Origin of the sequence: Streptomyces sp. 147326, assembly GCF_045000215.1 — a bacterium.
In the GTDB taxonomy this organism is placed as follows: domain Bacteria; phylum Actinomycetota; class Actinomycetes; order Streptomycetales; family Streptomycetaceae; genus Streptomyces.
Map to the genome: position 1 here is coordinate 1936064 of NZ_CP134201.1, position 12069 is coordinate 1948132.

Annotated in this window: 8 protein-coding genes; 4 read left to right on the top strand and 4 right to left on the bottom strand. The window is 75.0% G+C overall.

Annotation, left to right across the window (positions count from 1 at the left end; all coding sequences use genetic code 11):
- The first annotated feature begins 140 nt into the window (after positions 1 to 140).
- From RIU97_RS08780 to RIU97_RS08795, 4 genes are all read left to right on the top strand, one after another.
- Positions 141 to 1700 carry an acyl-CoA carboxylase subunit beta gene (locus RIU97_RS08780; protein ID WP_404954892.1) on the top strand — a complete coding sequence of 520 codons (1560 nt, stop codon included), beginning with the start codon at positions 141 to 143 and terminating at the stop codon, positions 1698 to 1700.
- 72 nt (positions 1701 to 1772) lie between these two features.
- Positions 1773 to 2012, top strand: coding sequence for an acyl-CoA carboxylase epsilon subunit (locus RIU97_RS08785; RefSeq protein ID WP_404954894.1), 240 nt, complete (start codon positions 1773 to 1775; stop codon positions 2010 to 2012).
- Positions 2009 to 2809, top strand: a complete 801-nt coding sequence (locus tag RIU97_RS08790; protein ID WP_404954896.1) for a thioesterase II family protein — start codon at positions 2009 to 2011, stop codon at positions 2807 to 2809. The genes RIU97_RS08785 and RIU97_RS08790 overlap by 4 nt, the downstream gene beginning before the upstream one ends.
- 144 nt (positions 2810 to 2953) lie before the next feature.
- A complete protein-coding gene (locus tag RIU97_RS08795) occupies positions 2954 to 3853 on the top strand; it encodes an ion transporter (protein WP_404954898.1) in 900 nt (299 codons plus the stop codon).
- 7 nt (positions 3854 to 3860) lie between these two features.
- Here RIU97_RS08795 and RIU97_RS08800 read toward each other — a convergent pair whose 3' ends face one another.
- Genes RIU97_RS08800 through RIU97_RS08815 form a run of 4 tightly spaced genes read right to left on the bottom strand, consistent with a single transcriptional unit; the run spans position 3861 to position 12014 of the window.
- Positions 3861 to 7502 carry an SAV_2336 N-terminal domain-related protein gene (locus RIU97_RS08800; RefSeq protein ID WP_404954900.1) on the bottom strand — a complete coding sequence of 1214 codons (3642 nt, stop codon included), beginning with the start codon at positions 7500 to 7502 and terminating at the stop codon, positions 3861 to 3863.
- Positions 7499 to 8623, bottom strand: coding sequence for an AAA family ATPase (locus tag RIU97_RS08805; protein ID WP_404954902.1), 1125 nt, complete (start codon positions 8621 to 8623; stop codon positions 7499 to 7501). The genes RIU97_RS08800 and RIU97_RS08805 overlap by 4 nt, the downstream gene beginning before the upstream one ends.
- A 32-nt stretch (positions 8624 to 8655) precedes the next feature.
- Positions 8656 to 10764, bottom strand: a complete 2109-nt coding sequence (locus RIU97_RS08810; protein ID WP_404954904.1) for a hypothetical protein — start codon at positions 10762 to 10764, stop codon at positions 8656 to 8658.
- Positions 10761 to 12014, bottom strand: coding sequence for a hypothetical protein (locus RIU97_RS08815; RefSeq protein ID WP_404954906.1), 1254 nt, complete (start codon positions 12012 to 12014; stop codon positions 10761 to 10763). The genes RIU97_RS08810 and RIU97_RS08815 overlap by 4 nt, the downstream gene beginning before the upstream one ends.
- Between the last annotated feature and the right edge of the window lie 55 nt (positions 12015 to 12069).

Below are 12069 nucleotides of genomic sequence, written 5' to 3' on the forward strand. Positions count from 1 at the left end.
CCGGGGGCCCGCGGACGGCACCCCTATCCCGGTCAGGGGGGTGGTCGCTGTTCTCCGCGCGCGCCCCGGCCGCCTTCAATGGCGGGCACTGCCCGGGGCCGCCATCGGCGCGCCCCGCCGGTCGAGGAAACGGGTGGAGCATGACAGTTGCCGATGTCGGTGTCCGAGTGGCCGAACTGGGAGCGATCAAGGAGTCCGCCGAGCTGGGTCCGTCCCCGAGGGCCTCCGAGGCGCAGCACGCCCGCGGCAAGCTGACCGTGCGCGAGCGCCTGGACCTCCTCTTCGATCCGGGCACCTTCCGGGAGATCGAGCAGTTGCGCCGGCACCGGGCCACGGGTTTCGGCCTGGAGGACCGCAGACCGCACACCGACGGCGTCGTGACCGGCTGGGGCAAGGTCGGGGGCCGCCGGGTGTTCGTGTACGCGCACGACTTCCGCATCTTCGGCGGCTCGCTCGGCGAGGCCCACGCGCAGAAGATCCACAAGGTGATGGACCTCGCGCTGGCGGCGGGCGCCCCGCTGGTCTCGCTCAGCGACGGCGCGGGGGCCCGGATCCAGGAGGGGGTCACCGCGCTCGCCGGGTACGGCGGCATCTTCCGCCGCAACGTGGCGGCGTCCGGGGTGATTCCGCAGATCAGCGTGATGCTCGGGCCGTGCGCCGGCGGGGCCGCGTACTCCCCCGCGCTGACGGACTACGTGTTCATGGTGCGCGACATCGCGCAGATGTACATCACCGGCCCCGACGTGGTGCAGGCGGTGACCGGCGAGCGGATCAGCCACAACGACCTCGGCGGCGCGCAGGTCCACTCCTCCGTCTCGGGCGCGAGCGCCTTCCTCCACGACACCGAGGAGGAGTGCCTGGAGGAGGTACGGCACCTGCTGTCGCTCCTGCCCTCCAACAACCGTGAGATGCCGCCCGCCGTGCCCGCCGGGGACCCGGCCGGCCGCCGGACGGAGGCGCTGTCCGAGCTGGTCCCGGCCGACCCGGCGCGCTCGTACGACATGCGCGCGGTGATCGAGGAGATCGTCGACGACGGCGATCTCTTCGAGGTGCACGCCCACTGGGCGACCAACATCATCTGCGGTCTGGCCCGGCTGGACGGCCACGTGGTGGGCATCGTCGCCAACCAGCCCGCCTCGCTCGCCGGAGTGCTGGACATCCACGCCTCGGAGAAGGCCGCCCGCTTCGTGCAGACCTGCGACGCCTTCAGCATCCCGCTCGTGACGCTGGTGGACGTGCCGGGTTTCCTGCCGGGCAGCGACCAGGAGCACGGCGGTGTCATCCGGCACGGCGCGAAACTGCTGTACGCGTACTGCGCGGCCACGGTGCCCCGGGTGCAGGTGATCCTGCGCAAGGCGTACGGCGGTGCCTACATCGTCATGGACTCCCGCTCGATCGGCGCGGACCTGTCGTTCGCGTGGCCCACCAACGAGATCGCCGTCATGGGCGCCGAGGGCGCGGCCAACGTCGTGTTCCGCCGGGAGATCGCCGCCTCGGACGACCCGGAGGCGGCGCGCGCGCAGCGCGTCAAGCAGTACCGGCAGGAACTCATGCATCCCTACTACGCCGCCGAGCGCGGCCTCGTCGACGACGTCATCGACCCGGCCGTCACCCGGCGGGTGCTGGCGGACGCGCTCGACGTGCTGCGGGCGAAGCACGTGCCGCTGCCCGAACGCAAGCACGGCAACCCGCCGTTCTGACCCCCGTCCCCCATCCCCCATCCCCCACTCCGACCCGACCCGACCCGACCCGATGACCGAGGAAGCCGCCCGATGAGCGAGCGGGGCGAACCAGACGTGAAGATCGTGCGCGGCGCACCCGACGGCACCGAACTGGCCGCCGTCCTCCTCGCGCTGCTCTCCGCCGCCCGGCAGCCGGGCGACGACGGCGCGGAGGCCGCGCCTGCGGCCCGGGCCGACTGGGGTCCCGCGCGCGGCTGGCGTCCGCCGGGCGCCTGGACCGCCCCCGTGAACCGGGCCGGCCCCCACCGAAAGGACACCGACCGACGATGACCCGTACGACCCTGACCCCCTCGACCCCGACCCGTTCGACCCCGACCCGTTCGACCCCGACGGCGACCAGCGTCTGGCTGCGCCGCTTCCACCCCGCCGAGGACGCCCCGGTACGGCTGTTCTGCTTCCCGCACGCGGGCGGCTCGGCCAGTTACTACTTCCCGGTGTCACGGGCCCTGTCCCCGGACGCCGACGTGCTCGCCGTGCAGTATCCGGGCCGCCAGGACCGCCGCCACGAGCGGTGCGTCGACGATCTGCACGAGCTCGCGGACCGGGTCCTCGCGGAGCTGCGGCCCTGGTGCGACCGGCCGGTGGCCCTGTTCGGGCACAGCCTGGGCGCCTCCCTGGCCTTCGAGGTGACGCGGCGGATGGAGGCGGCCGGCGATGCCGTGCCGGTGGCGCTGTTCGCCTCGGGGCGCCGGGCGCCCTCGCGCCCGCGCGAGAACCAGCTGGTCCACCTCGCCCCCGACGCGCAGCTGCTGGCCAGGATCAAGGGGATGAACGGCACGGACCCGTCGGTCCTGGCCGATGACGAGCTGCTGCGGTCGGTGCTCCCGGCGATCCGCGGCGACTACAAGGCCGCCGAGACCTACCGCTGCCGACCGGGCCCCGCCCTGACCTCCCCGATCACGGTGCTCACCGGGGACAGCGACCCCGAGGTCACCGCCGAGGAGGCCGCGGCCTGGGCCGACCACACCGTGGGCCCCTTCGCCCTCCGCCGCTTCCCCGGCGGCCACTTCTACCTCAACGAACACGTCTCCGAGGTGATCGCCCTCATCCGCGGCGAGCTCGCGTAGCCCGTACTCGGGACCGGTTCGGCGGACAACTCGCACGAGTCGGCGCGTTGGCGTGCGGAAAGTGATGAAACCCGATCGGCTGTGGGGCGTTAGAGAGGTGGGCCGCCGTTCGCCCGCGGCGCAGACGAGAGTACGAGGAGCACGATGACAGACCCGAAGCCGGCCGGACGCGGTCGGATGAAACTGGCAGCCCGGTGCCGGGTGGCCACGGAGGCCCCCGCCTTCGGAATGGTCGTCTTCTTCGCGATCCTGTTCAACGCCGCGCTGATGGGGGTGGAGACGTACAGCGGGCTCGCCGCGGAGCACCGGCTCGCCCTGCAGGGCGCGGAGAACTGCTGCCTGGCCCTGTTCAGCGTGGAGATGCTGCTGCGCGCGGGCGCGTTCGCCGACCGGCCGAAAGCATTCTTCCGCGACCCGTGGAACCTCTTCGACCTCGCGGTCGTGGCCTCCGCCTTCGTCCCGCTCGTCCGCGAGAACACCACCCTGCTGCGGCTGCTGCGGCTGGCCCGCGTGCTGCGCACCGCCCGCTTCCTGCCGCACCTGCGCATCCTGCTGATCGCGGTCGGCCGCAGCCTGCCGGGCACCGCCAGCTTCCTGTTCGTCGGCGCGCTGGTGCTGTACGTGTACGCCATGGTCGGCTGGGTCTGCTTCGCCGAGTCCGACCCCGGACACTACGGTTCGGTGGGCCGGGCGATGCTCACGCTGTTCCTGCTGACCACGCTCGACGGCCTGACCGACGCCGTCCGGGCCGGGCTGCAGATCTCCCGGCTCAGCATCATCTACTACGCCTCCTACGCGCTGCTCGCCTCCTTCGTGCTGGTGAACGTCCTCATCGGGGTCGTCCTCAACTCCCTCGACGAGGCGCGCGAGATCGAGGACGCGGCCAACCGTGACCGGAAGCAGCCGGGGCCGCCGCCTGCCGACACGGACGTACGGGACCGCATCGCGACGGCCCGCCGCGCCCTGGACGAGATCGAGGCGACCCTCACCACGGCGGACGGCCACCCGCCGCGGCAGCTGGAGGCCTCGCACAGCGGGCCCTGAGGAGCGGTCACCCGGCCCCGTCGTCGAGCAGGCGGATGTCCCACGTGCCGTCCGGCCGCCGGTGGGTGTCCCACCGGCCGTGCTGGTCGGTGAGACCGTCGTGCGGGCTCGTCTGGAGGCTCAGTCCCTCGAAACGGACCCGGCCCCGGAATGTGGCCTTCCCGAAGTCCACCGGTCCTTCGAACACGGCACCGGTGGACACCAGTCCCTGCTCCCATGCCGCGGACGCGAAGGAGACGGGTCCGGCGAAACCTGCTCTGCTCAGCCCGGTCAGGCCGCGGAACACGGTGCGGGAGAAATCGGCCTTCCCCGTCACTTGCATCCCGTTCAGGTCGGCGGAGGCCTCCAGCACGGCCCGGGCGAAGGAGACCTCGTCCCGGAAAGCGCTGCCCGCGAATCCCGCCAGGCCGCGGAAGACCGTGCGGCGGAACCTGGTCGCGCGGTGGAAGCGGCAGCGGTCGAAGTCGCCGACGCCGAGGAACACCGCTCCGTCGAACGAGACCGGTCCGGCGAAAGTGGAGCCCCCGAGCCTGGCCCGCCCCACGAACTGAGCCCGGACGAATGAGGCCCGGTCCAGGAACTCGGCTCCTTCTTCATCCCAGTCGTCCACGAAGGCCGCGCGGTCGAAGTCGGCCGGGCCAAGCCTGGCGGGGTGCGGACCGGGTTCCCGAAGCGCGGCCAGGAGTCGCCGGAGCAGGCCCTGATCGAAGGTGGTGCCCCTGAAGTCCACCGGTGATCCAGGCCCGAGGGTCCCCAGGTAGACGTGCTCCTCCTGGGGCTCCAGATGAGCCAGGCACCTGTCGTACCCGGGCAGCCGGATCCCGGCGCACCCTGCCGGGAGGGCCTTGGAGGCACCGAGGCCGCAGGTCGGCCAGCCGATGCCTTCGTCCTGGAGCTCATCGGCCTCCATCAGGGCGTAGCCCAGTTCGACGGGGTCGCCGGTGCACACCCAGCCTTCCGCCTCGCGACCGAGCGGCGCGAGCGGGCGCAGCACCGTAGGTCCGAGCAGCTCAGCAAGGTCCTCGTACAGGCGGTGGGACAGAGCCAGGGCGATGTCCTCCGACGGCCGTCGGCGCCTGTTCATCCCGGGGTGCCGGGCGATTCGGCGCGCCTCGGACACGATCTGCCCGCGGCTCCCCGCAGCGATGGTCTCCGCCGGCCCCAAGGCCACTGCCACACGGACAGAAGGGTGCGTGCCGTCCGACTTCCGATCACCGAACAGGGCCATGGCCCTGGGCAGTTCGGACAGGAGCCGGCCAGCCTTGCCGAGGGCGCCCGGCGGGTCCAGCAGCACGAGCATCGGCGCCCCCTCCTCGCCATCGACCAGCCTCCCGGTCACGTCCGCGTCCCCCATCAGCTGCATCATGAGGTCTCTCGCCTCCGCGTTCGGCGAGCTTCCGATCGGGTGCACGCCGTCGTTACCGGGCTGCACCGCCAGGCACACGATGGAGCGGTCTGCCGCGCGGGTATCCCCGTGGGCGGTCATGACGGCTCTCAAGCCCGACTGGTCCAGCAGGGCCCGGCCCGACAGGAACACCATGCGGTCCGGCCAGACTCCGTGGACGATGCCGATCAGCTCGCCGTCGTAGGAGACCGGTCCACCGCGGTAGTGCATCCACGTCTCCGGCTCGGCGGAGAGCCGTACGAGTTCGCCGTTGCGGTCCCCCTCGTACCGGACCACCTCGCCCGTCAGCGTGATCGGGTGGCCCTGGTCCGTGACGCCGTCGACCCGGACCCGGGCGGCCCGAGGATCCGCCTGGGCCCAGGGCAGCGGCGTGGGCTCAGGCCAGGCGGCCGGATCCGTCAGGTCCTCGTCGGCCAGCAGCAGGAACACCCGCGGCGGTGCGTCGTCCCACCACACCGGGCGGCAGGGGACCTCCCTGGCGCCCGTCCGCACCCAGGCGACCGCGCCCCGGGAGAGCGGGGCGTCGCCGACCGTGAGCACCAGCCGGGGCGTCAGGAGGGTGCCGACCTCCTGGGGCTCCGGCATGGCGTCGTAGCGGACGCGGACGACCCGGTCCCGCAGGCCCTGATCCGGCGGCGGCCCGGCCGCGAAGGGCAGGGCCCCGTCGGCCACGCGGCGGCGGCCGGCCCGGCCCGCGGCGACCCGGACCGCGGAGAAGTCCGGGCCGGAGCTCCGGTTGCGGGACATGAACTCCCAGACGCGGCGGCGCACCAGTTCCCGTACGGCGGCCACGTCCCCGCGCAGCTGCGAGCCGAGCAGGGCTTCGCGTACGCCGGGCAGGAACTCGAACTCCACCTCCTCGGCGTCCTGTTCGGCGCCCCAGGGGGCGAAGAGCCCGCCGAGGGCGACCTCGGCGAGGTGGCCGTGCTCCGAGTCGCGCAGCAGGGAGCGCCGGACGAGCGTCATGACCGGCAGGGTCAGCGGTACGGCGGCCAGGTGGGCGGCGAGCTGCTGCGCGGTCGGGGAGGCACTCGCCCGGAAGCGTTCCACCACCTCCAGCGCGCTGCGGCCGCCGGCGGGGGCGGGAACCTCCGGGGGGCTCGTGGCCCCCGGCTCCGCGTCCAGGCGCAGGCAGGCCAGCCGCCGCCACCGGCCGTCCCCGGAGACCACGCGCACCAGCCGGGCCAGGCTTCCCGAGGCGACGCCGACCACCGGCACGACGTCCGCGGCGGCGGCAGCGGCCGCGCGGCGGCGCCCGGCGCCGGCCCGCCGGGCGGCCGGTACCTGCTGCCAGGAGCCGGTGGCGGCCGCCGGCCGGTCCGCGCGGACGGCGAAGGGGACGGGCCGGACGGCGCCGCGCGTCCAGAGCCGTTCGGGCAGGACGTTCAGGACGGCCACGGCGTTGTGCGCGCACCAGTGCCGGAGCACGCCCTGGACGGGGGCCTCCCGCCAGCCGCCCGCCACGGTGTCGGAGAGCACGAGGATCAGCCGGCGGCCGGCGGGGTCGGCCAGTTCGAGCGGGTTGCGGGGCGGGCCGCCGCGGCCGCGCGTGACCATCGGGATGGCGCCGGATCCGGTGCCGGTGAGCTGCCAGGTGCGTACGTCGCGGAAGACCCCGCTGCGGGTCAGGACGCGGCGGAGCTCGTCGACGAGGTCCGACCACAGCAGCATCGAGTGGTGCGTGTCGACGACCAGCGCCAGGTCCAGCCAGCGGCTCTCGGCGGGCCGCAGGACCGGGGTCGGCACCATCCGCTCGATGCTGCGCTCGACGGTGAGCTGCTCGTCCAGTTCCTCCCCGGGCCCGCCGATGGAGCGCCGGCCGACCGGGCGCAGGGAGCGCATCAGGGCGAGCGGATCGTCGAGCGAGGCGGCCCGCGGCAGCCGTACGGGCGAGCCCCGGCGGCCCGCGGCGGCGGCGGCCGGCTTTCCGGGGACGTCGGGCGGCGTTCCGGCGGGCTCGCGCGGGGCCGGGAAGAACTGGACGGTGGGCTCGCCCGCGTCCCGGGCGCCGGGCACGGGTGCGGAAGGGGTGTCCGGACCGGGCTCCGGCGCGGGGGGTCCGGGGGCCGGCGGCTGCTCGCCCGTGGGGTCGGTGGCGGGCGCGCCGGGCGGGCGGGCCCCGGCCTGGTCCACCCGGGCCGCCAGCCACAGGATCTCGGCGATCTCCTCCGCCCCCACGCCGGTGCGCGGGCCGCCGTCGTCGTCGGCGCCCTCGGCGAAGGCGGCGAGCAGCCTCTCGATCACGCCGTCGGCCCGGTCAGGTGCTGCATGACGGTGGCGAGGAAGCGGTCGCGGTCCCCGGGAGCGGACCAGGCGCCGGCGAGGCGCAGTTGGATGGCGTTGAGGAGCTGGTCGGTGGCCAGGTCCCCGTCCTCGCCGCGGTCGAGGAAGCTCTGGACGAGTTCCTGGTACTCCTCGCCGTCCGCGATGTCGACGCCCAGCCGGCGGCGCACGATGCGGGCGAGCTTCTCCGGGCCGGGCGGCTCCAGGTGGAGGCGGACGCAGCGCCGCAGGAAGGCGGGCGGGAAGTCGCGTTCGCCGTTGCTGGTGAGGACCACGACGGGGAAGTAGCGGCACTGGACGAGGCCCTGCGTGATCCGCACGGCGGCGTCGGGGTCGTCGTCGGTGCCGATGGCGACGGTGGGGTCCTCCTGGGCGAGGCGGGCGAGTTCGGGGATGAGGAAGCCGCCGTCCTCGAAGACGGTGAGGAGGTCGCCAGGCAGGTCGATGTCGCTCTTGTCGATCTCGTCGACGAGCAGGACGCGCGGGCGGTCCTGCGGCAGCAGCGCGGTGCCGAGCGGGCCGAGGCGCAGGTAGCGGGAGATCGACGGGGCAGCGGTGGGGGCGGCGGCCGGCGCGCCGGCGGGGTCAACGGCCGGGCCCGGTGGGGGCGGTACGTCGGCGGCGGCGGTCGCGGGCCGCGCGCCCGGCGTGCGCAGCTGCTCCAGGCCGGCCTCCTGGAGGCGCCCGATGGCGTCGTACAGGTACAGCCCGTCCCGCAGCACGGTCCGGCTGGTGATCGGCCAGTGCAGTACGGGACCCAGGCCCAGGTCTGCGGCGATGCTGTAGGCGAGCGTGGACTTGCCGACGCCCGGCTTCCCGGTGATCAGCAGCGGCCGGCGCAGGTAGAGGGCCGTGTTGACCACGTCCTTCTCCGGCTCGTCGGGTACGTAGTCCGCACCGCGCCGCCAGGTGCGTTCCCAGGACGGTCCCTCGCACCCGGGTGGCACGTAGCCCGGGTCGGGGGTGCCGGTGAAGTCCCGCCAGGGCGGCGGGGATCCGGCCTCCAGGCGGGTGCGCCGGTCCCCGCCCGGGCCGCTCCCGTGGTACAGCCACCAGTCCTTCACCACTGCCTCTGCCTCCATCGTCGGTGTCGCGGTCTGTCAGTGGTCGGGGGTCAGGCCAGGGACCGGAGGCCCGGCATATCGTCGGGATCGTCCCACAGGAGCACCAACTGGTCTCCCCCTGTGGGTGGTTGGCGGGCGGCGCGGACGGCTCCCGCGGGAGCGTCCGGGGCGCTCGCGGCGGCGCTCGCGGCTCCTGATGCGGCGCTCGCGGCCGCCCGGCGCACCTCGCGCACGCGCGCGGGCAGGGCCAGTACGTCGAGCGCGCCGGGGTCGGGCCGGCCGTCCGGCCCGGCCGGCGCGAGCAGGTCGAGGAGCGCGGGCGCCGGTGCGCCGCCCCCGCGCCGCCACACCGCCACCGGGACGCCGCCTTCGAGTACGGCTTCCAGCAGTCCGGCGTGCGGCGCGCCCGTGGTGTGCGCCAGGACGCAGGCGGGAGCCGGGCCCTCGGCCAGTTCCATCCCGAGCGCGTCCGTGACCCCGGAGTCCTCGACCACCCGGACGGCGTCGCGGTGCCGTCCGCCCTGGGCGCACAGCCAGCGCCAGGAGGCGTGCCATGCGGCCCGGGTGTCCGTCCGCTCCTGCGGACAGCGCACCACCACCTGGTGGAGCAGGCCGAGGGCGCGGGTGCGGCCGGCGGGGCCGCGGGGCACCGGCCACTGGTCGAATTCGGCGTCCAGCAGCTCGTACGGCACGTGGAACTCGATGCGGTCCACCGCGCCGTACGTCCGCCGCCCGGCCTCCCCGCCGTCTGCCGGAGCCCCTCCGATGAGGGCCAGTTGGCGTACGAGCTCCTCCCGTACGGCGTCCAGCCGGACGGGCGCGCCCTCCGACTCCCATATGTGCTCGGCCCGTTCGCCGTGCAGCCACATCCGGGCCAGGTGGCCGGGCCTGCCGTCCGGCGGTGCCTCCAGCCGGACGTGCACGACCGTCCGGCGCGGCGGAGGCGGGGGCGGGGGCAGCGCGGGCAGGGCGAGGCGCTCGCGGGTGGCGTGCACCCAGTCCCGCAGCCGGGCCGCCCAGTCCGCGTCGCCCGCCGCGGCGGCCCGGTCCGCGAGGAACCGTACGAAGGGCACGGCCAGCGGCATCCCGCCGCGTCCGCCCTGGCGCTCGTCCAGGTCCTGGACCACCTCCAGGAGGCTGTCCCCCGGCAGGCCGCCGCGCACCGGGGTGGTGCAGCCGGCCACCTTGAACGCCCACGCGTAGGCCTCGTGGGAGCAGCGCGGCAGCTCGCGGCCCTCGAAGAGTTCACCGAGCCCGTCCCAGGCCTGCTGGTCGAGCCGGGCGGCCCGGGGCAGCCGGGGTCCGGGCAGGTCGTCGTCGAGGAAGGAGCAGGCGTCCCAGTCGCGGTCGACGAGGAACTGCGGCAGCTGCCAGCCCTCGCCGCGTTCGCGCAGCTCCTGGAAGGCGCGGTGGATGCTGAGGGCGGCGCCGGGCAGCCCGCTGACGCTCTCGCGCACGGAGCGCTGCCCGAGTTCGCCGAGCAGGGCCTCGGTGAACCGGCCGGAGCCGCGCTCGGCGTCGTTCTGCGCGGCCTCGCCCTCCCGGGAGGCGTAGAGGCGGAACTGCCGGCGGCCCGGCACCGAACTGCCGCCGCCGTAGTCGGTGGTGCCGAAGTTCCACCGGGCGTCGCGGGGCGCGTCGACCCGGCAGGAGTCCACGAGTGCGGCCTGGAGCGGGAAGCGGCGGGGTTTGACCAGGTCGGTCCGCCACCAGCGCAGCGCCGAGTCCAGGTTGAGGTGCCTGATCTGGCCGCGGCGGGCGTCGGCGCAGGGCAGCATCAGCTCCTGGCGCGGTCCGAGGTAGCCGTGTCCGGCCCAGAAGATCCACAGCAGGTCGCCGTCGCACTGCGGGAGTTCGTCGAGGAGCACCGCTTTGACGTTCTCCTCGGTCGCCGGGCGGTGCGCCGTCCGCAGGGCTGCCATGGCCGGGGTGTCCGGCCAGTCGAGGGCGTCCGGCGCGTCGAGCGGGGACAGCAGCAGCCGGACGTTGCCGGGCGGCACCTCGGCGGGGCCGGTCAGCCAGCGGGCGAAGCGCAGGGCGTCGCGGGCCGGACCGCGCAGGTTCCAGTGGTGGCTGATGTCGTAGCGCTCGACCCCGGCGACGAGCGCGAAGGTGCGCCGCGGCCCGAGGGCCGGGGGCAGGAAGTCGACGGGGATCACCCGATCTCCGCCTCGGCCACCGCCTGTTCGATCCGCTCGTAGAGGGAGTCCTGTTTCCAGTAGGCGCTGTGGCAGGCCGGGAAGGGCTGGCGGCTGCCGACCTCGTGGTCGGTGACGCGCGGGTCGCCGGGGAAGACCGGCCCGGCGAGGTAGGAGAGCACGTCCTGGCGGTCGTAGACGTTGAGCCAGCGCGGGAAGCCGTACGGGAGCTTCGCGCCCGGTTCGAGCGCGGTCAGCGCGCCGAGCTCGTAGAGGAAGGGGGCCTGGGAGCCCACGGTGACGAGCAGTTCCGCCCCGGGGACGGCCTCGCCGCGGGCGGAGGCGAGGGCGAGGAGGTCCACCAGGGCGATCCCGCCCAGGCTGTGGCCGATGAGTACGGTCGGCCCCGGGTCGGCGGCGATCCGGGCGTGCAGGAACCTGCGCAGGTCGTGGCCGCGGGCCTGGTAGCGCAGGATGTCGCCGAGCGCGGGGGTGGCGCCGACGGTGAGGGAGCCGCGCCAGGCGTTGAGCAGGGGCTGGGTGGTGACGCGCAGGGCGAGCCGGCCCAGGACGGCGGCGGCGCGGGCTCCGGGCACCCGGGCGTCGCCGCCGAGGCGGGTGGTGAGCAGTTCGACGAGGCGGTCGCGTTCGGCGCCGGTGCAGTCGGCCTCGGCTCCGGCGCGGGCCAGCGCGGCGGCGGTCACGGCCCGGGCGAGGGCGGTGGCCAGCTCCCGGGCCTGTGGCTCGCCGGCGGCGCGTTCCCCGGCCCGGGCGGCCTCGGCGGAGCGGGCGGTGGATTCCAGGGCGGCGGCGAAGCCCTCGGCGAGCCCGGTGCCGTGCAGCAGGGCGCCGAGTTCGTCCCCGGCCCGGGGCGGCGCGGGCGGTAACGCGGCCAGCAGCCCGAGCACCCGGGCCCCGGCGGACCGGACGCCGGGCATCGCGAAGCCGTCGTCCTCGGCGTTCCCGCCGTCCGGGCCCTCCCAGCCGGCCTCGGCCAGGACGCACAGCTCGCACAGCGGGTCGGCGAGCAGGAGCGCCCACTCGGCCGTCTCCGCGTCCACGGGGTCGGGCTCGGCGTCCGGCCCCGGCCGCCACAGTCCGGGCACGGACCGGCCGCCCGCGCCGAGGGTCGCACCGAACCGGTCGCCCCAGTAGCAGGATTCGACGGCCGCGTCGGGGAATCTCGCCGTCAGCCGCTCCCGGACCAGGCCGAAGAGCCGGTCGTGCCGCTCGCGCCGTACCCCCGTGCCGTGGACAAACAGAAAACGCATCGCCGCCCCGCCCCCCTCGTGCAGTCGACCCCCGTCCGCACCCTAGCGCCGTGCG